We start from the raw sequence: 14,279 nt of genomic DNA, 5'->3' as shown, positions 1-14,279 counted from the left end.
CCACGCTCGCGCCGCGCCGGCCCGTCGACGCGACGGCCGCGCCGCCGTCACGCGGCCCCCGACGACGGCCCGGCGCCGTCGAGCCACAGCGAATCGAAGCGCCACGTGGTGAACAGCGTCTTCTCCGCGGTCGCGCCGCCGACGCGCGCCGCGACCGCGTCCTGATAGTTCGTGTATGCCCAGATCAGCAGCCCACCTTCGTCGTACTGGATCTGCTGCGCTTCGTGCACGAGCGGCCGGCGCTTGTCGACGTCGGGCTGCGCCATCGCGGCCTCGAACAGCTCGCCGAAGCGCGCGTTGCGGAAGTGCGTCTTGTTCGACACCGACGCGGGCGCGTCCGCGCTCAGCCCCGACGGCAGGAAATTGCCGCCGAAGCCGCCGCCGTTGCTGAACAGCCAGTCGTCGCGCTGCGGGCCGTAGAACGTCGCCGCGTCGAGCTGCTTCACGCGCACGTCGACACCCGCCTGCTTCGCCTGTTCGGCGAACACCAGCGACGCGCCGACCGGGTTGCCGCCGAGCGTCGACGGTCCCGTGACGAGCTCCACCGACAGGTTCTCGCGCCCGGCCGCCTTCAGCAACCGGCGCGCCTGCGCGACGTCGTGCGGACGCGGCGCGATGCCGTGATTGAACGTCGGATCGTCGAGGCCGTACAGGTCGTTCGCGACACGCCCCTGCCCGTTCAGCGCGCGCCGCACGAGTTCGTCGCGATCGGCGAGCAGCCGGAACGCCTGGCGCACGCGCACGTCGTCGAACGGCGCGCGGCTCGTGTTCATGTCGAACGACTGCCAGCCTGTCGTCTGCGATACCAGCACCTGCACGCGGCGGTTCGCGCGCAGGCGCACGGCCTGCTCCGGCGCAATCTGGTTCGCGAGATCGATCTGCCCGGCTTCGAGCGCCGCGATCCGCGCGGTCTCGTCCTGGAAACTGACGATCTCCAGTTCGTCCGCGTACGGCCGGCCCGGCTTGAAGTAGTTTTCGAAACGCGTGAACAGCGAGCGGCGGCCCGGTTCGAACGCCTTGTAGCGATACGGGCCCGCGCCGACCGGGTTCGTCACCGGATGGTAGTCGGTCGGCACGATGCCGCCAAAGTTCACCCAGGTCTCGGGCAGCGACAGGAAGCTGCGCCCCGCGCGAAAGCGGACGCGCACCGTGCGCGCGTCGAGCTTCTCGAGCCGGTCGCGATCCACCGCCGCGACGAGGCCCGCGAATGGCGACGCGAGCTGCGGATCGGTCAGGCGCCGGATCGAGAAGATCACGTCGTCGGCCGAAATCGTCTTGCCGTGATGAAACTCGAGGCCGGGCTTCAGGCGGATCGTCCATGCGGTCGCGTCCGCGTTGACTTCGGCTTCCTCGGCGAGCGCGAGCGTCGGCGTCAGGTTCGCGTCCCATTCCCACAGCTTGCTGTAGAGCGCGAAGCCGCGCACGACGCCACCGCCGACCGGCTTGTGCGCATCGAGGTTGCCGGCCAGGTTGCCGTCCAGAATGCCGAGCCGCAGCAGGCCGCCGCGTTGCGGCGTGCGTGGCGCGTCGGCGCTCGCGGCCTGCGCGGCGTCGTGCCGGCGCGAATCGCAGCCGGCGAGCAATGTGCCGCCAAGCAGCAGGCTGCCGCCGAAGGCAGCGGAACCGCCGAGGAAGGCGCGGCGGGAAAAACGTTCGGTCATGAGTCGTCCTGTAGCGAAATCCCGGGCGTGCGCGGCGCGCACGACGGGTCGAAATCGAATGCGTACGTCATCCGGGCTGCGGCGCCACGTCGGCCGCCCCGTGTGGCGACGGGGCCAGCGCCCGCACATCGAAGCCATGATCGAGATCGAGCAGCGGGAACAACGGATGCGCGACGCGATGCGTCTCCTCGATCAGCGGGAAGCCGGACAAGATGAACGCGTCGCAACCGTGCGCCGCGTATTCGTTCGTCACGCGGCCCGCGCCGCCACGCGTTCGCGCGCGGCATCGAACGCGTGCGCGTCGAGCCACGCCGGCACGTCGACCGGCTGTGCGATGAAGCCCCAGCGATGCAGGAACGCGCTGAATTCCGTCAGCGCGCGCACCGCGATCGGATCGAAGCCGGTGCGCAGCCGCAGATGCGCGTCGTCGCCATATGCGACGCGCACCCAGTGTTCGCTGCTGTTGGTTTCCCACGCGAGAAAGCGGCGCGTGTCGTCCGGATGCGCATGCGCCCACTGCTCGGCGAGCAGCACCTGTTCGACGATCTGCGTCGCCGCGTCGAAGTGGCGGTCGAGCAGATGCGCGTCGACGCTCAACGTGCGCGGCGTGCCGTTGTTGACCCGCAGCAGCGGCTCCGGATGCGCGCCGATGTCGATCACCGTGACCAGCCCGAGCTGGCTCGCGAGCTGTGCCGCGTGCGCGCCCTTCAGGAAGATCGCGTCGACGTCGCCGCGCAACAGTCCGAGCAGTTCAGGATGCTGCGCGCGCGGCACGCCGCCGAATTCGAGCGGCCCCTGTCCGGTGCGGCCCGGCGCATCGCTGTAGGTGCCGCCGATGTCGAAGTCGATCCGCTCGACATCGGCCGCGGAGCGGCCCTCGGTGCTCAGTGCGTTGTCGATGCCGCGCAGCGCCTGCGCGCGCGTGAAATCGATCTGCACGTTTCGCCAGTTCGGCAGGCCAAAGCGCCGGCCGACGAGATCGCGCACCGTGCGGATCCGCGTGTCCGGACGCGTCAGGATCAGTTGCGTCTCGTCCGCCCACGACAGCCCGATCACGCGCGTGTCGCGTCCGGCCGCGCGCGCCCAGATCGCCGGGATGCTGCCGCCATGGCGCACCGAGTTGCGCAGTGTGTGATCGAAATGCGATTCGCGCACCGCCTGATCGTCCGACTCGCGCAACGACTTGACGACGGTGTGCCGAGCCGCGAAGCTCGCCTCCAGCCAGCCGCGCTGCATGGCAATGCCGAGCCCGGTCGGCACAGGACAACGGGTGTACCACAACGTATCGAGCGGTGTGTTCATGTATGCGTTTTCCAGACAGGGTTGACCACATGCGTGCTGCAAGGGTGCAGCTGACACGTGCCGTACATGCGTTCCTCGAAGGCCGCCACATCAGAACGCCAAGAGCGGCCGATAACGTACGTCGGTCATAAGCAGAAAACGTGCCATGCAGAGTCGAGTCGCCTGCATCGTTTACCGTACGGGGATGCGGATGATCATCGGCCTTTGCCTGGACATCCGGGCATGATGCTCACGCAACAAATTACGACGCAAACTGTTGCGCCTCGTGCAGAAGACGGTCGCGTTCGACCATTTTCTCCGCATGAGCCAGATGGACGCCCAGTCGGACGAGTATCTTTCCGGGCAATGCAAGGCAAGCGAAGACATTCAATGTGAGAAGCAATCGAATGTTATGTGTCAAGCCGAGATGTTCGACGAACGCGTGTTCAGGTACTCGATCGTCACGCTGATCCTGAGCATCCTCTCGTTCGTCATCCTGCTGAACCTCGCCCCGGGCGACCGGCCGCGACGCGCGCGACGGCGTCGGGTCTGGCGCCACCCGCCGGCCCGGAGCCATGCTCCAGCGCGCCTGTCAACCGAAGCACCGCTCGAAACGCATTCCCGCCGAAGTGATACAGATCAAGGGTAGGAGCATCAATCGTCGGATATAAGTGAACCCGAAGCGGCGACGTCACGAGGCGGCGCCACCCCGCGTTTCCGTATTCGCCGAGGCATCCCATGCGCGCCATCGCGCTTCCCGTCGTCTTCCGCATCGCAGCTGTCCGGTACGTGCGTTTCGTTGCGCTCGCAACGAGTATCGGCATGCTGTCCGGATGTCTGTCGCTCGCACCGCCGGACCGGCGCCCCGCCGCGCCGATCCCCGCTGCCTTTCCGGATCCGTCGTCCGGCGCCACGCCTGCGGCTGCAACTGCGGCTGCCCCGGTGCCCGAGTGGCAGGACTACTTCGTCGATACGCGCCTTCGGGCGCTGATCGCGCAGGCGCTGGCCAACAATCGCGACCTGCGCGCGGCCGTTGCGCGCGTCGAACAGGCACGCGCCGTCTACGGCATCCGCAGCGCGGACCAGTGGCCGACGATCGGCGCCGGGGCGGCCTATGCGCGGTTTCGTGCACCGGGCGGGGTTCTCACGCCCTCCCCGTTCATCGGTCAGGTCTATGAGGTCCAGCTGGCCGAAACGCAATGGGAACTCGATTTCTGGGGCCGTGTACGCAATCTGAAGGACGCGGCGCTGCAGCGCTATCTCGCGAGCGACGCGGCGCGGCGTGCCGCCACGCTGAGCGTGATCACGTCGGTTGCCAACGCGTATCTGACGCTGTGCGAGTACGACGAGCGCATCGCGCTGACCCGCGCGACGATCGACACGCGCCGCGAGTCGCTGCGGATTTTCCGGCTTCGCCATGCGGCCGGCGCGATCTCCCGCCTCGACCTGACACAGGCCGAGATCCTGCTGCAGCAGGCGGAATCCCTCGGCGCCCAGTTGCAGCAGGCGCGCGCGTCGGCAGCCGATGCGCTGGCGTTGCTGGTCGGGGCGCCGCCGGATCTGGCCGGCACGCCGCTCACGCTCGACGACGGCGCCGTCGCGCCGTCGCTCGCCCCCGGCCTGCCCTCGTCGCTGCTCGCCCGGCGGCCGGACGTGATCGCGGCCGAGCACGAGTTGCAGGCGACCCGCTTGAACATCGGCGCGGCGCGCGCCGCGTTCTTTCCGCGCATCGCGCTGACGAGCTCGATCGGCTCGGGCAGCAGCGCGCTGCATGAGCTGTTGACGTCCAGCACCGGCGTCTGGTCGGTGATCCCGAACGTGACGCTGCCGCTGATCGACGGCGGCCGCAACCGCTCGAATCTCGCGCTGGCGCACGCGCAGCGCGACGAAGCGCTCGCGCGGTACGAGCGGACGATCCAAAGCGCGTTCCGCGACGTGTCCGATGCGCTCGCGTCCCGTTACTGGCTGGCCGACGAGGTGCGCATCGAGCACGCGACGCTGGCGTCGCAGGCCGAACGGGCCCGCCTCGCGAAGCTGCGCTACGACAGCGGCGCGACGCGGTTCCTCGAGGTGCTCGACGCGCAGCGGGATCTGATGAACGCGGAGCAGCAATGGGTGATGACGCGCCGCGCGCTGCTGTCGAGCCGCGTCGCGCTGTATGGCGCGCTCGGCGGCGCCACGCGCGACAGCGACGCGCCTGCCGCGCCACCGACCAACGAATCGACGAATCCGGAATCCACACGATGAAAACCCTCAAGCGCCCTCTTCTGATCGGGGCTGGCGTCGCCGTGCTCGTGATCGGCATGACCTACTACGGATGGATGCGCTGGCGTGACGGACAGGCCGATGCCGGCCTCGTGAGCGGCAACGGCCGCATCGAGGCCACCGAGATCGACGTCGCGACCAAGCTGCCGGGGCGCGTCACCGCGATGCTCGTCGACGAAGGCGACTTCGTGAAGGCCGGCCAGCCGCTCGCGCGTATGGACGTCGTCGTCCTGCAGGCGCAGCTCGACGAAGCGCGTGCCCGGGAGCAGCAGGCGGTGAACACGGCGGCGAGCATCGACGCGCAGGTCGCGCAGCGGCGCAGCGACAAGGCGGCGGCCGAGGCCGTCGTCGTGCAGCGGGAAAGCGAACTGGATGCGGCGACGCGACGGCTCGCGCGCTCGGAGACGCTGTCGCGCGACGGCGCGTCGTCGATGCAGGAGCTCGACGACGACCGCGCGCGGGCCGGCAGCCTGCGGGCGACCGTGAACGCGGCGCGCGCGCAGGTGCAGGCCGCGCAGGCCGCGATCGACGCGACCCGGGCCCAGCTGGTCGCCGCGCATTCCGCCGTGACGGCCGCGCAGGCGACGGTTGCGCGCGTGCAGGCCGACCTCTCGGACAGCGACCTGAGCTCGCCGCGCGACGGGCGCGTGCAGTATCGCGTGGCTGAATCGGGCGAGGTGCTACCGGCCGGCGGCAAGGTGCTCAACGTGGTCGACCTGTCGGATGTCTACATGACGTTCTTCCTGCCCGAGACGGTTGTCGGCCGGGTACCGCTCGGCGCCGACGTGCGGATCGTGCTCGATGCGGCGCCGGAATACGTGATTCCGGCCCGCGTGTCCTATGTGTCGAGCACCGCGCAGTTCACGCCGAAGACGGTCGAGACGGCCACCGAACGGCAGAAGCTGATGTTCCGGGTGAAGGCGCGCATCGACCGCGACCTGTTGCAGCGCCATCTGAAGCTCGTCAAGACCGGGCTGCCGGGTGTCGCGTGGCTGAAGGTGGATCCGAATGCCGCGTGGCCCGCACGCCTCACGATCAAGGTTCCTCAATGAAGTCGACGCTCCCGGCCGATACCGCCGCAGGCGCGACCGAAGGTCCGCCGGAACCCGCGCCGGTCGCGCGCCTGTCCGGCGTCTCGCTGCGCTACGGCGACAAGGCCGCGCTCGACGATGTGACGCTCGACATCCCGGCCGGCCGCATGATCGGGCTGATCGGGCCGGACGGCGTCGGCAAGTCGAGCCTGCTCGCGCTCGTGTCCGGCGCCCGCGCGATCCAGCAGGGGCGCGTATGGACCCTCGGCGGCGACCTGTCGTCACGCCGCCACCGCGCGCGCGTCTGCCGGCGCATCGCCTATATGCCGCAAGGCCTGGGCCGGAACCTGTATGCGACGCTGTCCGTCGAGGAGAACCTGCAGTTCTTCGCGCGGCTGTTCGGCCACGATGCGGCGGAGCGGCGCCGCCGGATCGACGCGCTCACGCGCAGCACCGGCCTGCACCCGTTTCTGGACCGGCCCGCCGGCAAACTGTCGGGCGGCATGAAGCAGAAGCTCGGCCTGTGCTGCGCGCTGATCCACGATCCGGACCTGCTGATCCTCGACGAACCGACGACCGGTGTCGATCCGCTGTCGCGCGCCCAGTTCTGGGAGCTGATCGGGCGCATTCGCGCCGCGCGGCCGGCGATGAGCGTGCTGGTGGCCACCGCGTACATGGACGAGGCTAGGCGGTTCGACCGGCTGATCGCGATGGACGCCGGGCGGGTGCTGGCGACCGGCAGCCCGGACGAGCTGCTGGCCCGCACCGGATGCGGCACGCTCGAGGACGCGTTCGTCGCGTTGCTCCCTGACGCGCAGCGGCGCGGGCACCAGCCGATCCGGATCGCGCCGTTCCAGCCCGATGCCGCCGCCGGTTACGCAATCGAGGCCGACGGGCTGACGATGCGGTTCGGCGATTTCGTCGCGGTCGATCACGTCAGCCTGCAGATCCGGCGCGGCGAGATCTTCGGCTTCCTCGGCTCGAACGGCTGCGGCAAGTCGACGACGATGAAGATGCTCACGGGGCTGCTCCCCGCTTCCGAAGGCACGGCGACACTGTTCGGCCAGCCGGTCGCCGCGGACGACATCGACACGCGCCGGCGGGTCGGCTACATGTCGCAGGGGTTTTCGCTGTACGGCGAGCTGACCGTGCGGCAGAACCTCGTGCTGCATGCGCGCCTGTTCGGCGTGCCGGAGGCGGACGTACCGGGGCGGGTCGCCGAAATGGTCGAGCGCTTCGGGCTCGCCGGCGCGCTCGACACGCTGCCCGAAAGCCTGCCGCTCGGCATGCGGCAGCGGCTGTCGCTCGCGGTCGCGATGGTGCACAAGCCCGAACTGCTGATCCTCGACGAACCGACCTCGGGGGTGGACCCCGTCGCGCGGGACGATTTCTGGCGGCTGATGATCGAGCTCGCGCGGCACGATCGCGTCACGATCTTCATCTCGACGCACTTCATGAACGAAGCCGAGCGCTGCGATCGCATCTCGCTGATGCACGCGGGCCGGGTGCTCGCCAGCGCCGCGCCGGGGGAACTCGTGCGCATGCGCGGTGCCGGCACGCTCGAAGAGGCGTTCATCGCGTACCTGACCGATGCGCAGCGCGCGGACAGCGCGCCGATGGATGAAGCGTCCGACGCGGGCTGGCTGACCGCGCCGCCCGAAGCCGCCGGCACCAGCCGCACGGCCGCATGGTTCAGCCCCGCACGCGCCGGCAGCTACCTGTGGCGCGAAGTGCTGGAACTGCGGCGCGACCCGCTGCGCGCGACGCTGGCGCTGTTCGGGTCGCTCGTCCTGATGTGCGTCATCAGCATCGGCATCAGTCTCGACGTCGACAACCTGACGTTCGCGGTGCTCGACCACGACCAGTCGATGCTGAGCCAGGACTATGCGCAGAACCTCGGCGGCTCCCGCTACTTCGTGCCGCGCGCGCCGCTCGTGGACGATCGCGATATCGACCGGCGCATGCGCAACGGCCAGCTGTCGCTCGCGATCGAGATTCCGCCCGGCTTTGCCCGCGACGTCGCGCACGGCCGGCGCGTCGAGATCGGCGTGTGGATCGACGGCGCGATGCCGATGCGCGCGGAGACGATCCGCGGCTATGTCGCCGGCATGCACGAGAACTGGCTGCGCGACCAGGCCAAGCGCCGGCTCGGCGTGTCGCTCGCACCGGCAGTCGAGATCGCCGTGCGCTATCGCTACAACCCGGACGTCAGGAGCCTGCCGGCGATGATCCCGGCCATCATGCCGATGCTGCTGCTGATGCTGCCCGCGATGCTGACGGCGCTGGCCGTCGTCCGCGAACGGGAACTCGGGTCGATCGTCAACCTGTACGTGACGCCGGTCACACGGGCCGAATTCCTGCTCGGCAAGCAGGCGCCCTACGTGATGCTGGCCATGCTGAACTTCCTGCTGATGGTCGTGCTGGCCGACCTCGCGTTCGGCGTGCGGATCAAGGGCAGTTTCTTCACGCTGGCGGCCGCGGTGCTGGTCTTCAACGTGGTGGCCACGGGCATCGGGCTGTTCGCGTCGACGTTCACGCGCAGCCAGATCGCCGCGATCTTCATGACGATCGTCGGCACGCTGATTCCCGTCGTGCAGTTCTCGGGGCTGCTCACGCCGCTGTCGTCGCTGGAAGGCGCCGGCAAGTGGATCGGGACGGTCTACCCGGCCACCTACATGCTCGCGATCAGCCGCGGCGTATTCAACAAGGCACTCGGCCTGGCCGACCTGTCGTCGCAGTTCTGGCCGCTGCTCGCGGCGGCGCCGGTCATCCTCGTCATGACCGCCGTGCTGCTGCGCAAACAGGAGCGCTGACCATGTCGCGCCTGCTCGTCATTTTCCGGCTCGGGGTCAAGGAACTCTGGAGCCTCGCTCGCGACCCGATCCTGCTCGTGCTGATCGTCTATACATTCAGCGCGTCGATCTACGTCGCCGCGACCGCGCGCCCGGAAACGCTGCACAAGGTACCGATCGCGATCGTCGACGAAGACGCGTCGCCGCTGTCCGCGCGCATCGCCGCTGCGTTCTTCCCGCCGCAGTTCGCCCCGCCCCCGATCGTCGGCGCGGCTGCGGCCGACCGCGGTCTCGACAACGGCGACTACACGTTCTCGCTCGACATTCCGCCGGATTTCCAGCGCGACGTGCTTGCCGGACGCCATGCGACGATCCAGCTCAACGTCGATGCGACCCGCATGACCCAGGCATTCACCGGCGGCGGTTACGTGCAGCAGATCGTGTCGGGCGAGATCGACGCGTTCGTGCGGCGCTATCGCGGCGCGTCGTCGCCGCCCGTCGATCTCGCGATGCGGATGCGCTTCAACCCGAATCTCGACGAGGTGTGGTTCGGCGCGTTGATGGAACTGATCAACAACGTGACGATGCTGTCGATGATCCTCACCGGGGCCGCGCTGATCCGCGAGCGCGAGCACGGCACGATCGAGCATCTGCTCGTGATGCCGGTGACCGCGGCGGAAATCATGCTCGCGAAGGTCTGGTCGATGGGGCTCGTCGTCACGGTGGCGGCTGTCGCGTCGCTGACGCTGGTCGTGGGCGGCGCGCTGCGCGTGCCGATTCCCGGCTCCATCCCGCTGTTCGTGGCCGGGATGGCCTTGCACCTGTTCGCGACGACGTCGATGGGCATCTTCCTTGCGACGCTCGTGCGCAGCATGCCGCAGTTCGGGATGCTGCTGGTGCTCGTGCTGCTGCCGCTGCAGTTGCTGTCGGGCGGACTGACGCCGCGCGAGAGCATGCCGCTCGCCGTGCAGGACATCATGCTGGCCGCGCCGACCACGCATTTCGTCGAACTCGCGCAACGCATCCTGTACCGGGGCGCCGGCCTCGATGCGGTCTGGATCCAGTTCGCGGTGCTGTTCGCGATCGGTTGCGCGCTGTTCCTGCTGTCGCTGATGCGCTTCCGCAAGACGATCACGCAGATGGCGTAAGCGACCGGGTAAGCGGCCGGATGCCCTCGCGGCGCCCGGATTCGCCCGTTGATACAGATCAACCGTGGCGGAACCCTTCACGCGATCATGACGTCACGACTTGCGCAAGCCGTCGCGGCCGCGATTGCGGACGCGCGTGGTGTCACCAAATGGTTCGGCGAAGGTGACGCGCGCACGCAGGCGGTCGCCCAGCGGCTGCAGGACACGGTCGCGCTCGGCGGCGGCTGGGGCGACGCGGGCTGAGACGCGACGGTGCGGGCGGTCAGCCTGTCTACGTATGTGCCACGACGTCGGGCCGCTGCCAGGGCGGCAGCTCGGCCCAGCCGAGCGGGCCGTAGACCGTGCCGCCGGCGGCCTCGATCGTCTCGACGAATTCGGCGAGCGTCGCCCCGGCCGGCACGGCCAGCTTCATCGCGTCGACGAATTCCTCGCTGCGCAGCCACGGCACTGCGCCGCCGTTGATCTGCTCGACGCTCCAGTCCTGCCCGTGCCGGCCGGCTTCGGGCGGCAGCAGCCGCGGCGCGTCGAACGCCACGCGCAGCAGCTGCGCGCGCGAATCGCTGTAAGGCGGTTGCGCGATGTCCTGGTAGGGCACGTCGGCCCAGCTTTGGCCGCATTGCAGATCGAGCGGCAGGCAGGTGAACCACGCCCAGGGGGCGCGGACGAAGCACAGCCGGTAGCCGGTCCGCGCGCCGTCCAGATTGGCGATCAGCGTCATGATGGGTTCGTCCCTATAGCGTCGAAATCTCGCTGCGCATTGCGTACGGCGTGTACGCGGCCGGCGCGGACGGCGGAATCACGACATCGCCTGCGCGCATATGACCACTATCGTGCCGCCATCCGGCCCGGCCGTTGATTGACGTCAACCCGGAGCCGCAACGGCTGGAGGACGAACCTCACGCGCCGCGGGCACGGATACGGCAATCCCTGATTTCCATCAATCGCTTCGCGCGCATCCGCGCTGTAATCGATTCACTGCCCCCTTCACTCCCGTGAGGCGATCCATGAAACTGACTTTTCTCGGCGCGACCGAAACCGTGACCGGCTCGAAGTACCTGGTCGAGCACGGCAACCGGCGCGTGCTGGTCGATTGCGGCCTGTTCCAGGGCACCAAGAACCTGCGGCTGCGCAACTGGAGCCCGTTGCCGGTCGCGCCCGACACGCTCGACGCGGTCGTGCTCACGCACGCACATCTCGACCATACCGGCTATCTGCCGGTGCTGGCACGCGAAGGGTTTCGCGGGCCGGTGTACTGCACGGCGGCCACGGCCGAACTCTGCGACATCATGCTGCGCGACAGCGCGCGGCTGCAGGAGGAAGAAGCCGACTTCGCGAACCGTCACGGCTACTCGAAGCATCATCCGGCGCAGCCGCTCTACACGCTGGACGATGCGCAGCGCGCGCTGCACCTGCTGAAGCCCGTCGCGTTCGACGACTGCACCGCGCTGGGCGGCGGGCTGGCGTTCCGCCTGCTGCCGGCCGGCCACATTCTCGGCGCGGCGAGCGTCGTGATGCACTGGGATCACAAGGTGCTCGCGTTCTCGGGCGACCTCGGCCGCTATCACGACCCGATCATGCAGCCGCCGCTGGCGCCCGCGCATGCGGACTACCTGGTCGTCGAATCGACGTACGGCGACCGGCTGCATCCGGATTCGGACCCCGAGAGCGAACTGGCCGCGCTGTTCGACAAGACCTTCGCGCGCGGCGGCGTGGTCGTGATGCCCTGTTTCACCGTCGGCCGTGCGCAGGAGATCCTGCACTACATCGCCCGCCTGAAGGCTTCCGGCCGCATGGCGCGCGTCCCGGTGTTCGTCGACAGCCCGATGGCGACCGACGTGACCGAGATCTATCGCCACCATATCCTTGAACACCGGCTGACGCCTTCCGAAGCGAACGCGCTCGGCCACGCGGCCACGATGATCCGCTCGGTCGAGCAGTCGAAGGCGATCGCCGACCATCAGGGCCCGATGGTCATCATCGCCGGCAGCGGGATGGCGACGGGCGGCCGCGTGCTGCACCACCTGAGCCGCTACGCGCCCGATGCGCGCAACACGATCGCGCTGGTCGGCTACCAGGCGGCCGGCACGCGCGGCGCGGCGCTGGCCGCGCACGAGCCGACGCTGAAGATCCACGGCGAGTACGTGCGCGTGCGTGCGCAGGTCGAGTCGATCACGACGCTCTCCGCACACGCCGACTACGAGGAGATTCTCCGCTGGCTCGGCACGATGCAGCGTGCGCCCGTGCGGACCTTCGTCACGCATGGCGAACCGGCAGCGGCCGATGCGATGCGGCGACGGATCGCGGAGCGGTTGCACTGGCCGTGCGAGGTGCCGGTGTATGCGCAGTGCGTCGATCTCGATGCGGTCGAATCCGGCGACACACGCGAGCCGGCCGCGCTTTCCTCGTGATGGTGTGACCGGCCGGACGTGACGGGAACCGAACGTCGCACGCCGGTTCCCGTCACGCGCTACCCGGCCATCAGCCGACTTCGATGATGACCTTCAGCGCTTGCGTCTGCGCCGCGCGGCCGAACGTGTCGTACGCGCGCTCGACGTCGTCGAGCGAGAACCGGTGCGTGATCAGGCGTGTCGGATCGAGGCGCCCGGCGCGCACGGTTTTCAGCAGCATCGGCGTGCTGACCGTGTCGACGAGCCGGGTCGTGATCGAGATGTTGCGATCCCACAGCTTCTCGAGGTGCAGGTCGACCTTGACCCCGTGGACGCCGACGTTCGCGACCACGCCGCCCGGTGCCACCAGTGACGTACACATCTCGAACGTCGCCGGAATCCCGACCGCCTCGATCGCGCAATCCACGCCGACGCCGTCGGTCACTTTCATGACTTCCGCTACCGGGTCGCCAGCGCGGCCGTCGAAGCAATCGGTCGCGCCGAAACGCCGCGCCACGTCGAGCCGGTTGCTGTCCGGATCGATCATGATGATCTGCGCGGGCGAGTAGAACTGCGCGGTCAGCAGCGCCGCCAGCCCGATCGGGCCTGCGCCGACGATCGCGACCGAGCAGCCCGGCTGCACCTTGCCGTTCAGCACGCCGCATTCGAACCCGGTCGGCAGGATGTCGGACAGCATCACGAGCGCCTCCTCGTCCGCGCCCGGCGGAATCCGGTAGAGGCTCGTCTGTGCATGCGGGATGCGCACGTACTCGGCCTGCGTGCCGTCGATCCGGTTCCCGAGGATCCAGCCGCCGGTCGTGCAGTGCGAATACAGGCCGCGGCGGCAATATTCGCAGCGGCCGCACGACGAGATGCAGGAAATCAGGACGTGATCGCCCGGCTTCAGTGCGTCGACCGCGGCGCCGACCTGCTCGACGATGCCAACGCCCTCATGGCCGAGAATGCGACCGGGTTCGCAGGTCGGCACGTCGCCCTTGAGGATGTGCAGGTCGGTGCCGCAGATCGTCGTGCGTGTCACGCGGACGATCGCGTCGGTCGGCGACTGCAGTTCCGGCATGGGCCGCTGCTCGAGCGTCTTGCGCCCGGGGCCGTGATAGACAAGTGCTTTCATTGCGGTTCCTCCATCGAAAGAAAGGGTTGCGGAATCGTTCATCAGGATGGCGGTGCATGCCGAACCTGCGCCGGCACCATCGCGAGTGCGCAGGACGCGACCCGGACGGCGACGCTGTCGGCGCGGCTCGTCAGCACGATCGGCACGCGCGCGCCCACGACGATGCCTGCGCTGACGGCGCCGCCCAGGTATTCGAGCTGCTTCGCGAGCAGGTTGCCCGCTTCGATATCGGGCACGGCCAGGCTATCCGCGTCGGCGTCGTCCGCCGCGCCTGGTTCGGCCACCGATGATGCGCTCGCCAGCCACGCCTGCGTCGCGAGTTCGAAGCACTTGCCCGGCGACACCGCCAGGTGCGCGCCCCAGTCGAGCATGGCCAGCGCCAGCGACACGGGCGACAGCCCGAAGGTCATCGCGGCAACGTTGGCATGCGCGGCGCGAGATCACAGCCCGCGCGGCAAGCGTCGTTCGGTGTGGTCAAAGCTTGGGGGCTCATCGTATTGCCTCCTTCGATCCGGTCGATGAATTGGCGTCCGCTTCACTGTGCGACCGTCGCGCATGGCACCCGTTGATCTGAGTCAACCA

At 68.9% G+C, this 14,279-nt stretch carries 12 protein-coding genes and 1 pseudogene; 7 read left to right on the top strand and 6 right to left on the bottom strand.

The window, feature by feature from the left end; translation table 11 throughout:
• Positions 1-47: 47 nt before the first annotated feature.
• The 3 genes from LGN19_RS13850 to LGN19_RS13840 form a co-directional block, all read right to left on the bottom strand.
• A complete protein-coding gene (locus tag LGN19_RS13850; protein ID WP_226215249.1) occupies positions 48-1,661 on the bottom strand; it encodes an ABC transporter substrate-binding protein in 1,614 nt (537 codons plus the stop codon).
• 67 nt (positions 1,662-1,728) lie between these two features.
• Positions 1,729-1,914 carry a hypothetical protein gene (locus LGN19_RS13845; RefSeq protein ID WP_226215248.1) on the bottom strand — a complete coding sequence of 62 codons (186 nt, stop codon included), beginning with the start codon at positions 1,912-1,914 and terminating at the stop codon, positions 1,729-1,731.
• A complete protein-coding gene (locus LGN19_RS13840; protein ID WP_175220382.1) occupies positions 1,911-2,963 on the bottom strand; it encodes an ABC transporter substrate-binding protein in 1,053 nt (350 codons plus the stop codon). The genes LGN19_RS13845 and LGN19_RS13840 overlap by 4 nt, the downstream gene beginning before the upstream one ends.
• 265 nt (positions 2,964-3,228) lie before the next feature.
• Between LGN19_RS13840 and LGN19_RS13835 the strand changes: the two genes are divergently transcribed.
• The 6 genes from LGN19_RS13835 (at position 3,229) to LGN19_RS13810 (ending at position 10,421) form a co-directional block, all read left to right on the top strand.
• Positions 3,229-3,591 carry a hypothetical protein gene (locus LGN19_RS13835; protein ID WP_226215247.1) on the top strand — a complete coding sequence of 121 codons (363 nt, stop codon included), beginning with the start codon at positions 3,229-3,231 and terminating at the stop codon, positions 3,589-3,591.
• An 89-nt stretch (positions 3,592-3,680) separates the two neighbouring features.
• Positions 3,681-5,189 (top strand): efflux transporter outer membrane subunit, encoded by a 1,509-nt coding sequence (locus LGN19_RS13830; protein WP_226215246.1) that lies wholly within the window; start codon positions 3,681-3,683, stop codon positions 5,187-5,189.
• Positions 5,186-6,259 (top strand): HlyD family secretion protein, encoded by a 1,074-nt coding sequence (locus LGN19_RS13825; RefSeq protein WP_122949857.1) that lies wholly within the window; start codon positions 5,186-5,188, stop codon positions 6,257-6,259. Before LGN19_RS13830 ends, LGN19_RS13825 begins: the two co-directional genes overlap by 4 nt.
• Entirely contained in the window at positions 6,256-9,051 is a 2,796-nt protein-coding gene (rbbA, locus tag LGN19_RS13820; RefSeq protein ID WP_226215244.1) for a ribosome-associated ATPase/putative transporter RbbA, read from the top strand. The genes LGN19_RS13825 and rbbA overlap by 4 nt, the downstream gene beginning before the upstream one ends.
• Positions 9,052-9,053: 2 nt before the next feature.
• Entirely contained in the window at positions 9,054-10,178 is a 1,125-nt protein-coding gene (locus tag LGN19_RS13815) for an ABC transporter permease (protein ID WP_122949855.1), read from the top strand.
• 87 nt (positions 10,179-10,265) lie between these two features.
• Entirely contained in the window at positions 10,266-10,421 is a 156-nt protein-coding gene (locus tag LGN19_RS13810; RefSeq protein ID WP_226215242.1) for a hypothetical protein, read from the top strand.
• A gap of 28 nt (positions 10,422-10,449) precedes the next feature.
• Here the strand turns inward: LGN19_RS13810 and LGN19_RS13805 are convergent, their stop codons facing one another.
• The gene (locus LGN19_RS13805) at positions 10,450-10,896 is read right to left on the bottom strand and encodes a hypothetical protein (protein WP_226215240.1); all 447 of its coding nucleotides are present in this window, start codon (positions 10,894-10,896) and stop codon (positions 10,450-10,452) included.
• Positions 10,897-11,182: 286 nt separating this feature from the next.
• On the opposite strand from LGN19_RS13805, the gene LGN19_RS13800 reads away from it, so the two are divergent.
• The gene (locus LGN19_RS13800) at positions 11,183-12,586 is read left to right on the top strand and encodes an MBL fold metallo-hydrolase RNA specificity domain-containing protein (RefSeq protein ID WP_122949853.1); all 1,404 of its coding nucleotides are present in this window, start codon (positions 11,183-11,185) and stop codon (positions 12,584-12,586) included.
• A 70-nt stretch (positions 12,587-12,656) separates the two neighbouring features.
• Here the strand turns inward: LGN19_RS13800 and LGN19_RS13795 are convergent, their stop codons facing one another.
• Together LGN19_RS13795 and LGN19_RS13790 are read right to left on the bottom strand one after the other, a co-directional pair.
• Positions 12,657-13,697, bottom strand: a complete 1,041-nt coding sequence (locus LGN19_RS13795; RefSeq protein ID WP_226215239.1) for a zinc-dependent alcohol dehydrogenase family protein — start codon at positions 13,695-13,697, stop codon at positions 12,657-12,659.
• Between the two features lie 41 nt (positions 13,698-13,738).
• Positions 13,739-13,948, bottom strand: a pseudogene (locus LGN19_RS13790) (phosphate acyltransferase); the annotation flags it as partial.
• Positions 13,949-14,279 lie beyond the last annotated feature (331 nt).

The sequence above is a fragment of the Burkholderia sp. AU30198 genome, from assembly GCF_020419825.1.
GTDB lineage: Bacteria > Pseudomonadota > Gammaproteobacteria > Burkholderiales > Burkholderiaceae > Burkholderia.
This window is presented reverse-complemented; position numbering and strand designations above follow the sequence as displayed.

Coding starts and splice junctions, on each gene's coding strand:
- LGN19_RS13830 (WP_226215246.1), top strand. CDS start 3,681: ATGCGCGCCATCGCGCTTCCCGTCGTCTTCCGCATCGCAGCTGTCCGG.
- LGN19_RS13825 (WP_122949857.1), top strand. CDS start 5,186: ATGAAAACCCTCAAGCGCCCTCTTCTGATCGGGGCTGGCGTCGCCGTG.
- LGN19_RS13810 (WP_226215242.1), top strand. CDS start 10,266: ATGACGTCACGACTTGCGCAAGCCGTCGCGGCCGCGATTGCGGACGCG.
- LGN19_RS13805 (WP_226215240.1), bottom strand. CDS start 10,896: ATGACGCTGATCGCCAATCTGGACGGCGCGCGGACCGGCTACCGGCTG.
- LGN19_RS13800 (WP_122949853.1), top strand. CDS start 11,183: ATGAAACTGACTTTTCTCGGCGCGACCGAAACCGTGACCGGCTCGAAG.
- LGN19_RS13815 (WP_122949855.1), top strand. CDS start 9,054: ATGTCGCGCCTGCTCGTCATTTTCCGGCTCGGGGTCAAGGAACTCTGG.
- LGN19_RS13850 (WP_226215249.1), bottom strand. CDS start 1,661: ATGACCGAACGTTTTTCCCGCCGCGCCTTCCTCGGCGGTTCCGCTGCC.
- LGN19_RS13795 (WP_226215239.1), bottom strand. CDS start 13,697: ATGAAAGCACTTGTCTATCACGGCCCCGGGCGCAAGACGCTCGAGCAG.
- rbbA (WP_226215244.1), top strand. CDS start 6,256: ATGAAGTCGACGCTCCCGGCCGATACCGCCGCAGGCGCGACCGAAGGT.
- LGN19_RS13840 (WP_175220382.1), bottom strand. CDS start 2,963: ATGAACACACCGCTCGATACGTTGTGGTACACCCGTTGTCCTGTGCCG.